At 71.1% G+C, this 17,476-nt stretch carries 16 protein-coding genes; 4 read left to right on the top strand and 12 right to left on the bottom strand.

All coding sequences use genetic code 11. The features are described from left to right. Positions 1–192: 192 nt before the first annotated feature. From ACTOQ3_RS17490 to ACTOQ3_RS17500, 3 genes are read right to left on the bottom strand one after another with little or no spacing between them, the layout of a single operon-like run. Positions 193–1,278, bottom strand: coding sequence for an alcohol dehydrogenase catalytic domain-containing protein (locus ACTOQ3_RS17490; RefSeq protein ID WP_440084443.1), 1,086 nt, complete (start codon positions 1,276–1,278; stop codon positions 193–195). 11 nt (positions 1,279–1,289) lie between these two features. After that, positions 1,290–1,484, bottom strand: a complete 195-nt coding sequence (locus ACTOQ3_RS17495; protein WP_362696938.1) for a ferredoxin — start codon at positions 1,482–1,484, stop codon at positions 1,290–1,292. Positions 1,485–1,493: 9 nt separating this feature from the next. Then, positions 1,494–1,958: a pyridoxamine 5'-phosphate oxidase family protein gene (locus ACTOQ3_RS17500; protein ID WP_362696936.1), complete on the bottom strand. Its 465-nt coding sequence runs from the start codon at positions 1,956–1,958 to the stop codon at positions 1,494–1,496. Positions 1,959–2,034: 76 nt separating this feature from the next. Between ACTOQ3_RS17500 and ACTOQ3_RS17505 the strand changes: the two genes are divergently transcribed. Next, entirely contained in the window at positions 2,035–2,682 is a 648-nt protein-coding gene (locus tag ACTOQ3_RS17505; protein ID WP_362696934.1) for a class I SAM-dependent methyltransferase, read from the top strand. Here ACTOQ3_RS17505 and ACTOQ3_RS17510 read toward each other — a convergent pair. From ACTOQ3_RS17510 to ACTOQ3_RS17535, 6 genes are all read right to left on the bottom strand, one after another. Further along, positions 2,618–3,676 carry an enediyne biosynthesis protein UnbU gene (locus tag ACTOQ3_RS17510; protein ID WP_440084444.1) on the bottom strand — a complete coding sequence of 353 codons (1,059 nt, stop codon included), beginning with the start codon at positions 3,674–3,676 and terminating at the stop codon, positions 2,618–2,620. The two genes, ACTOQ3_RS17505 and ACTOQ3_RS17510, sit on opposite strands and share 65 nt — an antisense overlap. Then, positions 3,673–5,661 carry a CRTAC1 family protein gene (locus tag ACTOQ3_RS17515; protein ID WP_440084445.1) on the bottom strand — a complete coding sequence of 663 codons (1,989 nt, stop codon included), beginning with the start codon at positions 5,659–5,661 and terminating at the stop codon, positions 3,673–3,675. Before ACTOQ3_RS17515 ends, ACTOQ3_RS17510 begins: the two co-directional genes overlap by 4 nt. A gap of 24 nt (positions 5,662–5,685) precedes the next feature. Continuing rightward, on the bottom strand, positions 5,686–6,606 hold the full coding sequence (locus ACTOQ3_RS17520) for a DUF1702 family protein (protein WP_440084446.1): 921 nt from the start codon (positions 6,604–6,606) through the stop codon (positions 5,686–5,688). A gap of 607 nt (positions 6,607–7,213) precedes the next feature. Beyond that, positions 7,214–8,266, bottom strand: coding sequence for a prenyltransferase (locus ACTOQ3_RS17525; protein WP_440084640.1), 1,053 nt, complete (start codon positions 8,264–8,266; stop codon positions 7,214–7,216). A gap of 29 nt (positions 8,267–8,295) precedes the next feature. Beyond that, the gene (locus ACTOQ3_RS17530) at positions 8,296–9,009 is read right to left on the bottom strand and encodes a class I SAM-dependent methyltransferase (protein WP_440084447.1); all 714 of its coding nucleotides are present in this window, start codon (positions 9,007–9,009) and stop codon (positions 8,296–8,298) included. Between the two features lie 42 nt (positions 9,010–9,051). Beyond that, entirely contained in the window at positions 9,052–10,296 is a 1,245-nt protein-coding gene (locus ACTOQ3_RS17535; protein ID WP_440084448.1) for a glycosyltransferase family 4 protein, read from the bottom strand. A gap of 296 nt (positions 10,297–10,592) precedes the next feature. Here ACTOQ3_RS17535 and ACTOQ3_RS17540 point away from each other — a divergent pair, with 296 nt between their 5' ends. Beyond that, the gene (locus ACTOQ3_RS17540; RefSeq protein WP_440084449.1) at positions 10,593–11,621 is read left to right on the top strand and encodes a GDP-mannose 4,6-dehydratase; all 1,029 of its coding nucleotides are present in this window, start codon (positions 10,593–10,595) and stop codon (positions 11,619–11,621) included. Between the two features lie 340 nt (positions 11,622–11,961). After that, positions 11,962–13,170, top strand: coding sequence for a macrolide family glycosyltransferase (locus tag ACTOQ3_RS17545; RefSeq protein ID WP_440084450.1), 1,209 nt, complete (start codon positions 11,962–11,964; stop codon positions 13,168–13,170). A gap of 225 nt (positions 13,171–13,395) precedes the next feature. Here the strand turns inward: ACTOQ3_RS17545 and ACTOQ3_RS17550 are convergent, their stop codons facing one another. Then, positions 13,396–14,088: an SDR family NAD(P)-dependent oxidoreductase gene (locus ACTOQ3_RS17550; RefSeq protein ID WP_440084451.1), complete on the bottom strand. Its 693-nt coding sequence runs from the start codon at positions 14,086–14,088 to the stop codon at positions 13,396–13,398. Positions 14,089–14,227: 139 nt separating this feature from the next. Here ACTOQ3_RS17550 and ACTOQ3_RS17555 point away from each other — a divergent pair, with 139 nt between their 5' ends. Then, positions 14,228–15,112 (top strand): helix-turn-helix domain-containing protein, encoded by an 885-nt coding sequence (locus tag ACTOQ3_RS17555; RefSeq protein WP_440084452.1) that lies wholly within the window; start codon positions 14,228–14,230, stop codon positions 15,110–15,112. 112 nt (positions 15,113–15,224) lie between these two features. Here ACTOQ3_RS17555 and ACTOQ3_RS17560 read toward each other — a convergent pair whose 3' ends face one another. Both ACTOQ3_RS17560 and ACTOQ3_RS17565 read right to left on the bottom strand, forming a co-directional pair. Next, complete coding sequence (locus ACTOQ3_RS17560; protein WP_440084453.1) at positions 15,225–15,677, bottom strand: DNA-binding protein; 453 nt, start codon at positions 15,675–15,677, stop codon at positions 15,225–15,227. 290 nt (positions 15,678–15,967) lie between these two features. Further along, positions 15,968–17,173: a cytochrome P450 gene (locus tag ACTOQ3_RS17565; protein WP_440084454.1), complete on the bottom strand. Its 1,206-nt coding sequence runs from the start codon at positions 17,171–17,173 to the stop codon at positions 15,968–15,970. Between the last annotated feature and the right edge of the window lie 303 nt (positions 17,174–17,476).

A 17,476-nucleotide genomic window follows, 5' to 3' on the forward strand; every position in this document is an offset into this window, starting at 1 on the left:
GGCCGTCATCCGCAAGCTCAACGCCATCACCCCGCCCACCACCGCCTTCGACGCCGCCTTCTCCTCGGACTGAACCCCCGGCCGAAGGCTGAGACGCGCACGGTGAACCACGGTGAACACGGCCGGGCCACCGGTCCGCCCCGCTCAGGCGGGCGGCCCGGTGACCCGGCCGAGGGTCGGACCGGACGTGCCTCAGTCCATGACGACGATCTGGCGCAGCACCTCGCCGCCCCTGAGCGCCGCCACCGCGTCGTTGAGGTCGGCCAGCTTGATACGAGAGCTGATCATGCTCTCCAGGTCGAGCTTGCCCGCCTTGTAGAGCCCCGCGAAGAACGGGAAGTCGCGCCGGACGTCCGAGCCGCCGTACAGCGAGCTGAGGATGTTCTTGCCCTCGAACAGCAGGCTGAAGGCGCTCAGCGGGACGTTGTCGTCCATCGCGCCCGCGCCCACCACGATTGTGTCGCCGCCCCGGCGGGTGGCCTGCCAGGCCGTCATGATGGCGGCGGACTTGCCGACGGCCTCGAAACCGTAGTCGAACCCGGCGCCGCCGGTGAGCGTGCCGACCGCGTCCATGAGCTGGTCCGGGGTGATGGCGTGGGTCGCGCCGACCTTCTTGGCGAGGGCGTGCTTGGACTCCAGCGGGTCGATCGCGAGGATCGTGGTGGCGCCGGAGATGCGGGCCCCCTGGATCACCGACAGGCCGATGCCGCCCGCGCCGACCACGGCGACGGTCGAGCCCGCCCGCACCTTGGCCGTGTTCAGCGCCGCGCCCACACCGGTGGTGATCCCGCAGCCGATCAGGGCCGCCGCCTCGAACGGCACGTCGGGATCGACCTTGATCGCGCCCTGCCAGGGCACGACGACCTCCTCGGACCAGCTGCCGCACCCGGCCATGCCGAACGCCGGGGTGTCGCCGCCGTAGCGGAAGCGGGCGTTGACGAAGCTGTCCATCACGTACGTCATGCACAGGAACGGCTGGTTCACCAGGCAGTTCGCGCAGCTGCCGCATGCCGGGGTCCAGTTGAGGATGACGTGGTCGCCGGGCTGGACCGAGGTCACGTGGTCGCCGACCTCGACGACCACGCCCGCGCCCTCGTGACCGGGGATCACCGGCAGCGGCATGGGCAGCACGCCGCTGATCACCGACAGGTCCGAATGGCAGACGCCGGTGGCCCTGATCTTGATGCGGACGTCCGTGGGGCCTACCGGTGCGAGGGTGAAGTCATCGCGGATGTCGAGCTTGTCGTCGCCGACGGCATGCAGAAGCGCACCACGCATGGGGGGTCCTCCTAGTTCTCCTCAAGGGAGAGGGCGGCTTTGGGACAGGACCGGACCGCGTGCCGGACGCGGTCCATCATCTCCGGCGGCGGCTCAGGCAGCAGCAGGTGCAGCTGGTCGTCGTCGTCGAGCTCGAAGACCTCCGGGGCGAGTCCCATGCAGATCGCATTGGCCTCGCAGACCAGATAGTCGACGTTGATTTTCATACGGGCCTCCTAACCGGGAATGGCGAGCTTACGGTGATCCCAGGAGATCACTCGACTCGGCTCGACCACGAAGGCGACCCTTTTGCGGCCGGTGTAGGCCACGTACTCCGTGAGGAGTTCCTCCGCGTCGGGCATCCCGGCCATCCGTCTGGCCACGTTCATACCGACGTCGAGGATGCCCTCGGGGTCGTCGATCCTCCGCGCGACCCCGTAGACCAGGACGCCGCGCAGGTCGGAGTATTCGTCCCCGGCCTCGATCAGGCAGCTCACCCGGGCGTCGCGCTGGATGTTGAGTGTCTTCTGCGCCTTGCCGTAGGTCCAGAACGAGATCTTGCCCTCGGTCAGCCCGTAGAACATGGTCACCATGTGCGGTGTCCCGTCAGGGTTGATCGTGCCGAGTTGCAGCTTCCGTGACTCTCCGACGAAAGCCGTCACCTCGTCGTCGGACATCACGATGCGGGCGCGCTGGTTCACGGTGCAAAGTAGAACACGTTCCACAAGGTCGGGCAAGGGCATTCGGAATGTTGTTCGGTCTCGGTAGTCTGCTGCGATGAGCATCGCCACCATGCCGGCCGACCTGCTGTACGTCGCCCAGCGCGCCAAGGGTTTCATGCCACACCAGGAGGGAATCGCGCTGTTCGAGATCGCCGCCGAGTACGGCCCGCGCGGCCCGATCTGCGAGATCGGCAGTTACTGCGGGAAGTCCGCCGTCTACCTCGGGGCGGGGGCCCGGCAGGCCGGGTCCGTCGTCTTCACCGTCGACCACCACCGGGGCTCCGAGGAGATCCAGCCGGGCTGGGCCCACCACGACCCCACGCTGATGGACCTGCGCTTCGGCAAGATGGACTCGCTGCCCACGTTCCGGGCCACCATCGCCTCCGCCGGTCTGGAGGACGAGGTCGTCGCGATCGTCGGCAGGTCCGAGCGCGTCGCCGCGCTGTGGAACACCCCGCTGGCGATGCTCTTCATCGACGGCGGCCACTCCGAGGATCCGGTGACCAAGGACTACGAGGGGTGGGCGCCGCACGTCATGCCGGGTGGTGCCCTGGTCTTCCACGACATCTACCCGGACCCGGCCAAGGGCGGGCAGGCTCCCTACCGCGTCTACCAGCGGGTGCTCGCCTCCGGCGCGTTCAAGGAGGTCCGGCAGGAGGGCTCGCTGCGGGTGCTCGAACGGGTCGGTCCCGGTATCGGCTGAGCTCCCCGGACGACCCGCCCGCCACCGGACCGCCGGCGCCGGGCGGGTGGAGGCGGTCGTGAAGGGCCGTCCGGAGACTCCGGCCCGCACCGACGACCACCGGGGCGAGGAACAGCCCGAAGACGACGTGGAACTGGACGAGCAGCCCGTAGACCGCCGCGGTGGCCAGGCCGAACGCGACCTGGTCGCGCGGCCTGGCCGGGGACGTGGCAGGGTCGATGATCATGTATCCGGTGTAGAGGGCGAAGGCCGTCCCGGTCATCGGCAGCAGGGCGCCGACCGCCGACACGTCGGTCAGCCCTCCCCTGACCAGCGCCTGCAGGGCGAACCCGCCGACCCAGCCGATGACCAGCGGCAGCCTCCCCGCGAGCCTGGCGTTCACCGCCGTTCCCCAGACCAGCACGGCCAGCGGCACGACCAGGTCGAACGGCCCCGAGACCCACGCGGTGAACTGGTACGCCGGAGCGAGCCCGACCCACGGGAACAGCAGCAGCACGGCGACGACCCCGAAGGCCGCCGGGTTCAGGAACGGCCTGCCCGGCGCGTCCTCGGCGGTCCGCCCCGCCCCGCCGGCCTCTCTCGCCGTCTCCGGCGTCTCACGCGCCTTCGGGACCCGCGGCGCCTGTGGTGCCGGTGGCGCCGTCACGCGGAAGACGTACGTGCCGCCGACGCCGACGAGGACGGCCAGCGCGACCGGCATCAGGTGCCCGTTGCCGTACAGCAGCATCGCGCAGAGCAGGCCGCAGACGTAGGAGGGCAGGAAGAAGCCGGCGACCCGGGCGCGGGGCACCCCGAGGTAGCGGGCCGGGCGCCGCCGCGACCACGCCTCCACGGTCTCCAGCGCGAACTCGGCGGTCACGCCGGTGAGCACGCCGACCACCGGTGCCAGGCAGGACTGCTCGAACCCGAGCACGGTGTGCCCGAGCACGGTGATCAGGGTGAGGGACTCCGCCAGCCTCCGGAACGCCTCGTCCCGCCTCCGGTCGGCGTTCACGGCCGCCGGACCTCCGCGGCGCGGCCGCCGGCCAGCAGGATCCGGTGCCAGCCGGGCTCCAGGGACAGCGACGCGGTACGGGCGCCGCCGCAGGCGTCCCTCCAGGAGATCTCGACGGGGACGGTGGCGCCCGGCAGGTCGTCGCCCAGGCCGAACAGCAGCTCGGGCGCGGAGACGCCGTTGTGGCCGTTGGCGGGGTAGAGCTGCCTGCTGCGCGTGACCCCGCCGGGCAGGCGCACCGTGGCGACGGCTCCGATGGCGGGCCGTGTCGGCCCGGGTCGCGCCCGCCCCGTGGGCGTCCACGCGAGGGGTGTCGCGGTGGCCGTGCCGCAGGCGCCCGCGGGGAGGCGGAGCCGCAGGCCCACGAACGGGGCCGTCGGGCCGTGGTTGCGGTAGAGCACCGACGCGGACCACTGGTTGGCGACCGCGAAGTCCAGCCGCCCGTCGTCGTCGACGTCGCCCACGGCGAACGCCCGGCTGACCGTGTCGCCGTCGCCGTCGTCACTGTCGTCGCCGCTGACACCGGCCCGCCGCGCCACGTCCACGTAGCGGCCGTCCGGGCCCCTGGTGAAGAAGGTGTTGGTGTCGCGGCCCGACAGGTCGTCCCCGGCCCGCAGGTCCGGCCACAGCGAGGGGCGGGAGAAGAACAGGTCGTTGGCCGAGGCCGCCTCCCGCAGCCGCGCCCACCGGTCGGCCTCGCCCCTGACGAACCCGGTCGCGTGCATGATCTCGTCGATGCCGTCGTTGTCGAAGTCGGCGGCCTTGACGTCCCAGGACCAGCCGCTGCGGCTCAGCCCCAGTTCCTCGCCGAGGTCGTCGTACGGCGCGTGACCCTCGTGGAGCCCGCCGGGTCGTGAGACGAAGGCGAAGTTGCTCTCGTGCGACGCGTGGTTCCCGGTGAGGTTGCTCACCAGGATGTCCGGCCTGCCGTCGGCGTTGAGGTCGGTGAAGGCCACCCCCATCCCCGTGAACGAGTCGCGGCCGAGGACCCGGGAGTGCGGGGTCGTCAGGTGCCGGGTGCCCCGGGCCTCGGTGAACCGGATCCTGCCGGGCGCAGACTCGTTGACCAGCAGGTGGTCGGGGCCGAAGTCGTTGGCCACGTACAGTTCGGGCCGCCCGTCGCCGTCCAGGTCCTGGGCGCCCAGCGCGAGGGTCCAGCCCCCGCCCCCCGCACCGCCCTCGACCTCGTCGAACACCCCCTCGGCCTCGGTGAACACCGCGGGTCCCGTCGCCCGGTAGAGCCGGTCGCCGCCCCCGTTGGCGGCGGCGGACAGCGAGTCGGGCATCACGGCGTCGCCGTGGTCGGCGCCGCCGCCCAGCACCCTGACGCCGTCGGGGAAGTAGTTGCCGAAGACCAGGTCGAGGCGGCCGTCCCCGTCGAAGTCACCGGCCGTGGCGGCGCTGGTGTTCCAGATCTCCGGTTCGCCGGTCAGCGCGCGGTGGCGGAAGGCCGCGCCGGACGGGGGCGCCCCGGGCACGCGCAGGAACAGGGAGGGGGAGCGGCCCCAGTAGTAGACGACCAGGTCCTCCCAGCCGTCCTGGTCGAGGTCGGCGGGCAGGCACCCGGTCGGCGCCTCGTGCCGCCCGCGCTGCGGGGGTACCAGCGTGAACGGCCGGTAGCCGCGGGAGGTCCCCGGCGCCGGCCTGACGGTCACCGTGTCGCGGCGGGGGTCGACCAGGCACAGGTCGTCGGCGACGACCTCGTCGTCCACGTCGAACAGGGCCACCCCGGCACCCAGCGACGACACCCGGCTTTGGAGGTTCGCGTACCCCGGCGCGACCGGCCGCAGGACGCGGTCACCGGGCTCCGCGGGCGGGCCCAGCCGCCTCGCGTGGAAGGAGAAGCCGGCGGACGCCTCCACGGCCGAGGCGTCCGGCAGGGCGGTCAGCCTCCACCCGGCGGTCGCGGCCACCAGGGCCAGGACTCCCGCCGCGTACCTGCGAACCCCCGGCACCGTTCCCACCGCCCTCCGAATCGTGGTCATGCGTGGTCGTAGGTGTCATGAGTGTCATGAGTCGCGGTCGCGCCGTGCCCAGGCCTTCCTGACCCCCGCCCGCCAGGCCTGGTAGTGGTCGTCGCTGTGCGCGTTGTGGCCCAGCGCGACGAGCGCGGTGTCGGTCCAGCCCGCCGCCTCGTCCACCTCGGCCCCGCACAGCACGGGGGCGGCGGCGACGGTGTGCTCGGGGACGACGGCCGAGATCAGCCGGGCGGCGCAGGCGAAGGCGCAGCCCTGGGCGAGGTGGGCGCGGAAGCCGTCCTCGGCCGCGGCCGAGGCCAGCCGTCCCAGGTCCGCGGTGCTCGCGCCCCCGGTGTACGTGGCGGCCAGGCCCACCCCGCTCCACAGGTCGGCGCGGCGTCCCGCGGGGAACTCGGTGACGCGCAGCACGACGTCGCCCGCCCCCGCGCACTCGTGGAACCAGAGCATCCGCCCCAGCCCCTGGTCGAAGATCGCCCGCCGCGTCCGGTCCATCAGCCCGGCCGTGCGCTGGCGTCCCACCGTCCGGTCGGAGGAGAAGAAACCCTGGTGGAAGCCGAAGCCGTCGTGGGCCAGCCAGCGCAGCAGCGGATGCACCGAGTGGACGCCCCACATCGGCCGCAGCCGCATGCGGGCGTACGCCCGGCCGGTGCCCATGTGGATGAGGTGCGGGTGGCGCAGGCCCTGCCCGCTCAGCAGCTCCCTGAGCCGGCGCCCGCCGGTGAGGGTGAGCACGTCGAGGGTGGCGCAGGCCATGCCCGCGCCCTCGTACGCGAAGCCGCGCAGGTCCTCGCGGAGGTCGTCGATCCGCTCGGTCTCCCCGGCGACCACCGCGTTGAAGCCGGAGACGAACGCCCCGCCCGCGCCCTCCAGGAGCTCGCGCGCCGGCCCCAGCCGGAACCGCCGCACCCCGAACCCCATCCGGGCCGGGTCCTGCCACAGCAGCCGGGCCATGCCCTTCGGCCTGACCGGGGTGAGGGACTCCCGGGGCTCCGGAGGCGGGGACGGATCCGGCGCTTCCGGCGGATCCGAGGACTCGGGCGGGTTCTTCGAGGCTTCGGGCGGGTGCGGGGGCTCGAAAGGACGCGGGGGTTCGCGGTGGGACGGAGGGGAGGCCGGGGAGTCCTGAAGGTCCTGAAGGTCCGGGAGGGCGGGAGGAGTCGGCGCTTCCGGCGCTTCCGGCGGGGGTGGGAGGTCGGCGGGATCGGGAGGACCCGAAGTGTCCGGCGTGCCGGGAGGCGTCGGGAGGTCCGGAGTGTGGGAGGGCGCCGGGAGGTCCGGCGGGTCGACGGCCTCGGTGCCGGTTCTCGCGTCGGACGTCTCCGCGTCGTCGCTCTGAGCCACCGTCCGAGTGCCCTCCGCGTTACTCACGGACCCGAACGTAGTGAGCCGCCTCCGGCCCTTCAAGCACCGCGTTTCTGATTCCGTGCAAAGAAAACGCCGCAGGCCCGGCCGGGAGTCCCCGCCGGGCCCGCCGACCGGGGCTCCGCGCCACCTCCCCGCGGCCGGGGTCGATGCCGGGGTCGTGGACGGGTCGTGACGGGAGGTGCGGGACCGGGGGTCAGCCCCTGGAACGGGCGTGGCTGCAGCCGCAGGCGGCGGTGGGCCGGTCGGTCACGTACGCGCCCGCGTCGCGGAAGATGCCCGAGGCGGGGGTGTGCCCGGCCAGCGCGTCGGCGGCGAGCACGACCGCGGCCGCGGTGTAGGCCGAGCGCTCGTGCGGGAAGTGCTTCTCGTTCACGAACTGCCAGCCGGTCCAGTACGAGCCGTCCTCGTGCCGCAGGTGCTGCATGTCCGAGAAGAGCTTCGACGCCCGCTCCCGGTCGCCCAGGGCGTCGAGGGCCAGCACCAGCTCGCACGTCTCGGCGCCGGTCACCCACGGCTGGTCGGAGACGCAGCGGATGCCGAGGTCCGGTTCCACGAACGTGTCCCACTCCTCGGCCAGCCGCGCCTCCGCGGCCGGGCCGCGTACCGCGCCGCCCAGGATCGGGTAGTACCAGTCCATCGAGAAGCGGCTCTTGTCGGCGAACGCCTCGGGGTGGGCGGCCAGCACGTGGCCGAGCTGGTCGGCGGCGAGCTCCCAGTCGGGTTGCGGATCGCCCAGGTGCTCGCCGAGCAGCACGCCGCAGCGCAGGCCCTGGTGGATGGAGGCGCAGCCGGTCAGCAGGGCGTATTCGGCGGGCCTGCCGTCGGCCGCGCGCTCCCAGACGATCTCACCCCGGGTGGTCTGCAGGCCGACCACGAAGTCCAGCGCCGCCCGGACGACCGGCCACATCCGCCGCGCGAATTCCTCGTCCCCGGTCACCAGCAGCTCGTGCCGGACGCCGACCGCGACGTACGCGGCGTGGTTGGACTCCCCGCCCTGTTCGACGGCCTCGCCGCCGACCAGCTTCATCGGCCAGGAACCGTCGGCCCGCTGCGTGCGGGCCAGCCAGTCGTACCCCCGGCGAACCGGGTCGGTGAGTCCCGCCACGCTCATCGCCATCAGGCACTCGACGTGGTTCCAGGCGTCCACGTGCCCCTCGGGCCACGGGACGCCGCCGTCGGGCTCCTGCACCGCCGCGATGCTCCACGCGGTCCGGACGACCTGTTCCCACTGCATTTCCCACCCCATGGAGCCGCTCACCGCTTCTCCCTCAGAGTTCACGCAGGCTTCCGGACGTAGAGCACCACGCTCTTGCCGATGAGCGGGTTGAGCACCGCCTCGGCGATCCTGGTGGCGGCGGGACGCTTCATGATGTCCCAGACCAGCAGCTCGTGGTACGCCTTGGCGAGCGGGTGGTCGTCGTTGCCGACGCCGACCGCGCACTTGATCCACCAGTACGGCGCGTGCAGGCCGTGGGCGTGGTGGTGCGGGCCGACGGTGAAGCCCGTCGACTTGAGCTTCGCGCTCAGCTCGGCCAGCGTGTAGATGCGGACGTGCCCGCCGGGAGCGGTGTGGTACGCCTCGTCGAGTGCCCAGCAGATCCGTTCGGGCAGGAAGCTCGGCACGGTGACGGCCGCCTGGCCGCCCGGCTTGAGCACCCGGAAGATCTCGCGCATCGCGGCCATGTCGTCGGGGATGTGCTCCAGCACCTCGGCCGCGATCACCCGGTCGAAGCTGCCGTCCTCGAACGGCATGTCGAGCGCGTCGCCCGTCACGGTGTCCGCCGTCGCCTCGGGCGGCACCTCCCCGGCCTTGTCCATCGCGGCGAACATGCTCGCCACGCCCTCCAGCTCCTTGGCGTCCATGTCGAAGGCCACCACGTCGGCACCGCGCCGCAGCACCTCGAAGGCATGCCGTCCGCCGCCACAGCCCAGGTCCAGGACTCGGTTCCCCGGTCCCACGGGCAGCCGGTCGAAGTCGACAGTCAGCACTCGCCGCTCCTCTTCACAGGTGGTCTCGTTCGGGGGTGTCGCTCACGTCGCGCGGCGGGCCTGGATGGCCTCGTGGTAGGCCTCCACGGTCCGCTTGGCGACGACGTTCCAGGTGAAGCGCTCCATCACCCGGTCGTAGCCCTTCCTGCCCACCGCCGCCCGCTCCTCGGGGGAGTCGTGCAGGCGGCGCAGCACCGCGGCCAGTTCCTCGGGGTCGCCCGGCGCCACCTGCACGGCGGCGTCGCCGACGACCTCGGGCAGCGCCCCGGTACGGCTGGCGACCAGCGGGGTGCCGCAGGCCATGTGCTCGACGGCCGGGAGCGAGAAGCCCTCGTACAGGGAGGGGACGACCGAGATCTCGGAGGTGGCGATCAGCTCGCCCAGCTCGGTGTCGGAGATGCCGTGGACGAACCTGACCCGGTCCTGCAGCGCCAGCTCGGCGACGAGCTTCTCGGTCGGGCCGCCGGGGGTGGGCCTGCTGACCACGGTGAGGTTGACGTCGCGCTCGGTGGCGAGCTTCGCCACCGCCCGCAGCAGCGTCGCGACGCCCTTCATCGGGGAGTCGGCGCTGGCCACCGCGACGATGGAGCCGGGCCGCTTGGGCATCTCCGGGCGCGGGTGGAAGTAGCGGGTGTCGACGCCCAGCGGGATGAGCCGCATGTTCTTCTGCGGCACGTTGAAGTCGCGGTGGATGTCGGCGAGGGACGACTCGCTGACGGTCAGGATCGGGTTGAGCCGCGGCGCGACCTTGGCCTGCATGCGCACGAAGCCGTACCAGCGCCGCATGGGGATCTTCTTGCGCAGCGTCGCGGCCTTCAGCTCGATGCGCCGGTCCACGCTGATCGGGTGGTGGATGGTCCCGACCACCGGGAACAGCTTCTGGATGCCGAGCACGCCGTAGCCGAGGGTCTGGTTGTCCTGCACGACGTCGAAGTCGCCGACGCGCTTCTTCAGCTCGCGGTACGCCCGCAGGCTGAAGGTGAGCGGCTCGGGGAATCCGGCGGTCCACATGGTGCCGACCTCGAGCAGGTCGATCCAGTCGCGGTACTCCCGCAGTCCGGGGGTGCGGAAGGGGTCCTCGTCGCGGTACAGATCCAGGCTGGGAATCTTGGTGAGGACGACGCCCTCGTCGAGCTCCGGGTAGGGCTGGCCGGAGAAGACCTCCACGCTGTGCCCCAGGGCGACCAGCTCGCGGCTGAGATGACGCAGGTAGACGCCCTGCCCACCACAGGTCGGCTTGCTGCGGTACGACAGCAGCGCGACGCGCAGTGATTCAGCACCCGGCACGGCAACCCCCTTCTCAACCTGTCCGAAAAGGGGACAGGTACCGTGAAAGATGACCTTAGTCCTCGGACCCTACCATTCATGGGCTCTGTTCTACTTGATGTGGAATTGTTCCTAGATCGTGCTTCACAGGGTGCGAACTGGGAAGTTAGCCTTACCGAGCGTGATTCGGTGTAACGCGTTCTAGGTGTGCTGTGCCGTGGGGTGCTGGTGCCCGCCGGGGGGTGTGCGGGTACATTCGCCATCAAACGGCACAAGACCAGGCATAGGTCGCCGCCCCCGCAAGCGAGGAGGACGCGTTGGCCAGGCGCGCGCTGATCACCGGTATCACCGGGCAGGACGGTTCCTATCTGGCCGAGTGCCTGCTCAGTCAGGGCTACGAGGTCTCCGGCCTCGCCCGAGGGCAGGCCAACCCCCGCGTGTCACGGCTTCGCAAGCTTCTCCAGGACGTCCAGCTCGTCCGGGGTGACCTGCTCGACCAGGGCTCGCTGATCTCCGCCGTCGAGAAGGTCCAGCCCGACGAGGTCTACAACCTGGGCGCCATCTCCTTCGTCCCCATGTCGTGGGAGCAGGCCGAGCTCACCGCGGAGGTGACCGGCATGGGCGTGCTGCGCATGCTCGAGGCCATCCGGGTCTGCTCGGGCATCTCCTCCTCGCGCACGGCGGCGGGCTCGGGCCAGATCCGGTTCTACCAGGCCTCCTCCTCGGAGATGTTCGGCCAGGTCCGCGAGACCCCGCAGACCGAGATCACCCCCTTTCACCCCCGCTCGCCGTACGGGGTGGCCAAGGCGTACGGGCACTTCCTGACGCAGAACTACCGCGAGTCCTACGGCATGTACGCGGTGTCGGGGATCCTGTTCAACCACGAGTCCCCGCGCCGGGGAGCCGAGTTCGTCACCAGGAAGGTGACGCTCGGCGTGGCCAGGATCAAGCTCGGCCTCGCCTCCGAGCTGCGCCTGGGCAACATGGAGGCGCGGCGCGACTGGGGGTTCGCCGGAGACTACGTCCGCGCGATGCACCTGATGCTCCAGGCGGACACGCCGGAGGACTACGTGATCGGCACCGGCCGCACCCACACCGTCCGCGACCTCGTGGAGGCCGCCTTCACCGCCGCCGGGCTCGACTGGGAGCGGTACGTGGTCACCGACCAGAACCTGCACCGTCCGGCGGAGGTCGACCTGCTGTGCGCCGACCCGAAGAAGGCCCGCGTCCAGCTCGGCTGGGAGCCCACGGTCACCTTCGAGGAACTCGTGGCGATGATGGTCGAGTCGGACGTCAAGCTGCTCTCCGAGGGCGGCGACCCCGACCAGGACTCCTCCTGGCCCTGAGCCTCCCGTCCCCGAGCCTCCTGTCCCCGGGCCTCCCGTTCCCGGGGCCTTTTTCCGTCCGTGGGCTCGCCCGGAGCGGCCCCGCCCCCGCCCCGGCCCGGAGTCGCCCCGGCGCCGGGACGGCTCCGGGTGACCTCGAAGCGGTGTCGAAGGGGCCCTTAAGCGGTCCCGAAGTGGCCCGGCCTGACCCGCCCGGCCTGACCCGGCGGGCTCTCGCCCGCTAGGCGAGCCGGAACGTCTCGTCTTGACATCGTGCACGGCAGGGGTGATGCTGTACCCATCGACGAGACGGAACGTATCGTTTCTCGCGATACCCCGAAGATCCGACAGAGGAGAAACCATGCCCCGACGTGCGCACATCGCGATGGTCAGCATCCCCGCGCCGGGCCACGTGAACCCGAGCATCGAGGTGATCAGGGAGCTGGTGGCGCGCGGGCACCGGGTGACCTACGCCAACGACCCCTCCTTCGCCGAGGTGATCACCGGCGCCGGCGCCGAGTTCGTCCCGTACACCTCGACCCTGCCCATGGGCGACACCGCCGAGTGGCCGGAGGACCCGATCGCCCAGCTCGACGTCTTCCTCGACGACGCGATCTCGATGCTGCCGCAGCTCCGCGCCGCGTACGAGAACGACCGGCCCGACCTGTTCCTCTACGACATCGGGGGCTACACCGCCCGGGTGCTCGCGGAGAACTGGGACATCCCCCTGATGCAGCTCTCGCCGACCTACGTGGGCTGGGAGGGCTACCGGGAGGACATGGCGCCGATGCTCGAGGAGCTGAGGAGGGCTCCGGGCGGGGCCGAGCACTACCGGCGGTTCGAGGAGTGGCTGCGCGACAACGGCATCCACGGCATCGACTCCGATGACTTCGGGGGCCGCCCGCCACGGGCACTGGCGCTCATCCCGAAGGTCATGCAGCCCAACGCCGACCGGGTCGATCCCGCCCGGATCACCTTCACCGGACCCTGCTTCGCCACCCGCTCCCACCAGGAACCCTGGGTCCGCCCCGAGGGCGCGGAGAAGGTGCTGCTCGTCTCCCTGGGGTCGGCCTTCACCAACCTGCCGGGCTTCTACCGCTCCTGCCTGGCGGCCTTCGGCGACCTGCCCGGCTGGCACGTCGTCCTCCAGGTCGGAAAGTTCGTGGACCGGGCGGAACTCGGGGTGATCCCCGCCAACGTCGAGGTGCACCCCTGGGTGTCGCAGCTCTCGATCCTGGAGCAGGCCGACGCGTTCGTCACCCACGCGGGCATGGGCGGCACCCAGGAGGGCCTGTACTGCGGCGTCCCGATGATCGCCGTCCCGCAGGCCGCCGACCAGTTCGGCAACGCCGACAGGCTCGTGGAGCTCGGGGTCGGCCGCCGGATCGACACCGAGGAGGCCACCCCCGAGGCGCTGCGCGCCGCCCTGCTCGACCTCACCTCCGACCCGGAGGTGGCGGCGCGGCTGGCGAAGCTCCAGGACGAGGTCCGGGGCGAGGGCGGCACCGTCCGCGCGGCCGACCTGATCGAGGAACTGCTCCGGCGTCGAGGGGAGGTTCGCCCTTCCTGAGGCGCAGGCCGGGCGGGCGACGCCCGGCCCACCGCCGGCACGCTCCGCGAGCGGGTTCATCGGACGGGCGCCGATCCGGCACGGCCTGCCCCGGTTTCCTTCGGCTTCGGCAGCGGCTTCGGCAGTGGCTCCGGCACGGCCCAGACCTCTTCCGAGGTCTTACGACGCGTCACCCATCCGGACTCGCCGGCGAACACCCCGAACCCCTCGATCGTTCCTGCGCGCTCACCAGCGCAGTTCCCCGGCCTCGTCCTGGAACCTTCCTGTCGGGCCGTCCGCGGCGAGAGTCGCCAGACGCACGACGGTTCTGGCGCTCTCTTCCGGTGATCTTCCACCTTCGAAAGGCAGGCCGGCGGTCATGTCGGTGGCGGTGAAGCCCGGCTCGAGCGCGTTGAACTTGATGCCCGGCTGGGACTTGGCGTACTGGACCGTGAGCATGGTAGCCGCTGCCTTGGACGCGGAGTAAAGCGCAGCCCTCACGTGGAACTCCGGCCGGTCGGGGTTGTTCACCGCCCAGAACGACCCGGCGCTGCTCGAGACGGTGACCACGGTGGGGTTCGAGGATCTGCGCAGCAGGGGAAGCGCCGCCTCCGTGACGCGCACGATTCCCACCGCGTTGGTGTCGAAGACTCGCAGAGCCGTGGGGCCGTCGCCGGCTCCGTCCCCGAGGATGCCCGCGTTGTGCACCAGGACGTCGAGCCGGCCCTCGGCCGCATCGATCGTCGCCAGCGCGTTGTTCACCGACGCGTCGTCGGTCACATCGAGCTGCACGAATCGTGCGCCCAGCGCCGCCGCGGCCTTCTCGCCTCGCTCGACGTCACGCGCACCGAGGTAGACGACGTGCCCCAGCTCCAGAAGCTGCTTGGCTGTCTCGAAACCGATGCCCTTGTTGGCCCCGGTGATCAGTGTGACGGTCATGTCACTCCTCGCGAAATATGTGGCCCGAGCGGACCGTTGAGCACGCTATGCGGAGCTACTCGCCTCGACCAGAGCCCTCTCGAGCCTGGGGTGTGACAGGGCCCCCTCTGTGCGCCTCGCGGAGTCCTGGGCCGGCCTCATGAGCGCGACGACGAACGCCCTCGGCGCGTACCTGCGTGCCCGGCGCGAGCTGGTGACGCCTCAGCAGGCGGGCATTCCCGGCGTCGGTGTGCGGCGTGTGCCCGGGCTGCGGCGCGAGGAGGTCGCCATGCTCGCCGGCATCAGCGCCGACTACTACCTGCGGTTGGAACGGGGCCGCGATCGCAACCCGTCCGCGCAGGTGCTCGAGTCGATCGCTCGCGTGCTCCACCTCGACGACGACCACATCGCCCATCTGCGGACCCTGGTCTCGGAGGCACCCCGGCGGCGCAGACGCCGGCCGCCCAGGGAGATCCCGCCGCCCGGCGCCCTCAAGCTCCTGGACTCCCTCGTCCAGCCCGCTTTCATCGAAGGCCGGTACTTCGACATCTTGGCCTCGAACAGTCTTGCCAGGGCACTCTCTCCCGGCCTCGCCGCAGGGGGCAACCAGCTGAGGGACATGTTCCTGGATCCGGCCGAGCAGGCTCTGCACCCGGACTGGAAAGACGTCACGGAATGCCTCGTCGCGAACCTGCGGCAGTCCGTGGGCAACGACATCGACGATCCTCGCTTCATCGAGCTCACCGGAGAACTCTCACTGGCGAGTCCCCATTTCCGTCGGCTCTGGGCCCGCCACGAGGTCCGCGGGCAGCGCGGGTCGCTGATGCGGATCAACCACCCGCAGGTCGGGGAACTGACCCTCAACCGGGAACGACTGGGCATAGGCGGAACCGAGGGCCTGATGCTCGTCGTGTATCACCCGGAAGCCGGGTCCAGCGATGCGGAAAAGCTGGCTCTGCTGGCTTCCGCGGGCCTGCCGACCTCGGACGAGAACAAGAGCTCCGGCAGGCCGGCACGCGAGATGGACAGCGCCGCACTCGGGTGAACCCGGCGAGGAACGACACCATGTGGCCGCCTCTCCTCTCCCGGTGACCGGCAACGATCACCCCGGCATGCGAAGAAGGAGCACCGCGAGGCCACCGGAGAACACCGGTCGCTCAACCCGGCTTCTGGGCCGGCCGGGCGGTGGTGCGGCCCGCCAGGCGCTCGTAGCGTTGCTTGGCCGCCTGGGGGGTGGCGAGGCCGAGACCAAACGCGATCTCCTGCCAGGTGAGGTCGCGGCCCCGCGCCATGAGGAGGAGCGACGCCTCCAGCTCGTCCATTTCCGCGCGGACCCTGGGCAGGAGGGTCAGGGCGGCGGTGATGTCGGCGTGGTCCACCTCCGGCTCGCCCTCCTCGCGATGGGCGCTGCCGCTCAGGAGGAACGTCACGAGCCTGACGGCCTCGTGGGCTCCGAGGACCGTGGGGTGGACCTGCCGGAGGCGCCGGCCCTCATCGGCCGCGTGGCGCTCGGCGATGCGCGACAGGGAGGCGTACTCGCGATGCGCCCGGGTCAGGCCCGGGTCGGGAGGCGTGAAGGGGTCGGATGATCCGTCATGAGAAGCGGGCATGCGACCAGGATGAGCCGTCGAACAACTTGTTGTCAATATCTAGTGTTCAACAAAATGTTTAAAAGGTGGGGGCGTTGTCACCCCTGTGACCCGCTGGACGAGCCGGAGAGGCGGGGATCTCTCCGGCCTTTCCCCATGCCACCGACATCACCGCAGCCGCCGGCATGTCGGCACGAGAAAGGCCATGCGGGGCCGCCCGGCCCCGCATGGCCTTTCGGCGCCGTCTCCGGCGTCGTTCTCCGTGTCGCTCTCGGTGGAGTTCTCGGTGTCGTCCCCGGCGGCGCCGGACCTCAGGCGACGGAGACCGGCAGGTCCTTGATGCCGTTGATGAAGTTGGACCGCAGGCGGCGGGCCTCACCGGCCTGCTCCAGGCCGGGCAGCCGCTCGGCCAGCACCTCGAAGAGGACCCGCAGTTCCAGCTTGGCGAGATGGTTGCCCAGGCAGAAGTGGGCCCCGCCGCCGCCGAAGCCGATGTGCGGGTTGGGGTCACGACCGATGTCGAAGACGCCGGGATCGGCGAACACCTCCTCGTCCCGGTTGGCGGAGCTGTAGAAGACCACGATCTTGTCGTCCTCCTTGACCTCCTGCCCGCCGATCGTCGTGTCGGTGGTGGCCGTACGGCGGAAGAGGTTCACCGGGGAGACCCAGCGGACGATCTCGTCGGCCGCGGTGCGGGCGAGGGCGCGGTCGGCGACCAGTCGCCGCCACTGCTCGGGGTTCTCGAAGAAGGCGAGCATGCCGCCCGAGGCCGCGTTGCGGGTGGTCTCGTTGCCCGCCACCACGAGCAGCAGCACGAACAGGTCGAACTCCTCCTCGGTGAGCGTCTCCCCGGCGGCGTCGGGCATGATCAGCTTGGTGACGATGTCCTCGCGGGGCTGTGCGCGCCGCTCGGCGGCCAGGGCGTTGGCGTAGGCGTAGACCTCCATGGCCGCGTTCGTGCCCTCTTCGGGGTCGGCCGCGTAGTCGGGATCCTCGGCCCCGATCATCTGGTTGGACCAGCTGAAGATCTTGTCACGGTCCTCGACGGGGGCGCCGAGCAGCTCGCAGATCACGTACAGCGGCAGCGGGGCGGCGATGTCCCTGACGAAGTCGACCGAACCGCGTCCCTTGGCCTCGTCCACCAGCTCGTGGCAGATGTCGCGGATGTGCTGCTCCAGGGCGCCCATCATGCGCGGGGTGAAACCCCGGTTGACCAGGGAGCGCCGCCGGGTGTGGTCCGGCGGGTCCTGGTTGAGCATCATCATCCGCTGCAGGGCCATCTGGTCCTCGGGCATCTCGTTGAAGAGCGCGAGTTTCCTGCTCGAGGAGAACAGGTCGGAGCGGCGGGAGACCTGCACCACGTCGGCGTGCCTGGTGACCGCCCAGAAGCCGGGCCAGCCCCGCTCGGTGTCGCCCGGGTGCGCGTAGACCGGCGCGTTCGCCCGTAGCCAGGCCAGCTGCTCGTACGGCGCGCCGTTCCGCCAATAGAAGTCCTGGTCGACCAGATCGATATCCATCGGTCCTCCTGCGAGCCGGGTCGGCGTTCTCGTGACACGGCTCATTGTCGGTACGGCCTGGGGTGCGGTCAGCGGCGTACCCTCCCTGTTCGCTGAGAATCCATCGCGAACGTGGCGATCGCGGGACTTTCCGATGTTCCCGCCTCCCGCCCGGGGCACGCCGATCCACCAGGCGCTTGATCGGGCGTCTGGCGATTCCTCTTTCTGAAACGTGTTCTATTACGGCAGGGGGGGCCCGTCAAGTTAGGACCCCGGACCACGGCCGCAGACATTTCGCGCGATGCTGCCGGGCATCCCGCACGG

Source organism: Streptosporangium sp. LJ11, from assembly GCF_051918945.1.
Taxonomy (GTDB): Bacteria; Actinomycetota; Actinomycetes; order Streptosporangiales; family Streptosporangiaceae; genus Streptosporangium.

What these genes read in the sequence shown, in the direction of transcription:
- ACTOQ3_RS17560 (WP_440084453.1), bottom strand. Translation starts at nt 15,677, where the DNA reads ATGCCCGCTTCTCATGACGGATCATCCGACCCCTTCACGCCTCCCGAC.
- ACTOQ3_RS17490 (WP_440084443.1), bottom strand. Translation starts at nt 1,278, where the DNA reads ATGCGTGGTGCGCTTCTGCATGCCGTCGGCGACGACAAGCTCGACATC.
- ACTOQ3_RS17505 (WP_362696934.1), top strand. Translation starts at nt 2,035, where the DNA reads ATGAGCATCGCCACCATGCCGGCCGACCTGCTGTACGTCGCCCAGCGC.
- ACTOQ3_RS17555 (WP_440084452.1), top strand. Translation starts at nt 14,228, where the DNA reads ATGAGCGCGACGACGAACGCCCTCGGCGCGTACCTGCGTGCCCGGCGC.
- ACTOQ3_RS17520 (WP_440084446.1), bottom strand. Translation starts at nt 6,606, where the DNA reads ATGGCCCGGCTGCTGTGGCAGGACCCGGCCCGGATGGGGTTCGGGGTG.
- ACTOQ3_RS17495 (WP_362696938.1), bottom strand. Translation starts at nt 1,484, where the DNA reads ATGAAAATCAACGTCGACTATCTGGTCTGCGAGGCCAATGCGATCTGC.
- ACTOQ3_RS17565 (WP_440084454.1), bottom strand. Translation starts at nt 17,173, where the DNA reads ATGGATATCGATCTGGTCGACCAGGACTTCTATTGGCGGAACGGCGCG.
- ACTOQ3_RS17545 (WP_440084450.1), top strand. Translation starts at nt 11,962, where the DNA reads ATGCCCCGACGTGCGCACATCGCGATGGTCAGCATCCCCGCGCCGGGC.
- ACTOQ3_RS17550 (WP_440084451.1), bottom strand. Translation starts at nt 14,088, where the DNA reads ATGACCGTCACACTGATCACCGGGGCCAACAAGGGCATCGGTTTCGAG.
- ACTOQ3_RS17515 (WP_440084445.1), bottom strand. Translation starts at nt 5,661, where the DNA reads ATGACCACGATTCGGAGGGCGGTGGGAACGGTGCCGGGGGTTCGCAGG.
- ACTOQ3_RS17525 (WP_440084640.1), bottom strand. Translation starts at nt 8,266, where the DNA reads ATGGGGTGGGAAATGCAGTGGGAACAGGTCGTCCGGACCGCGTGGAGC.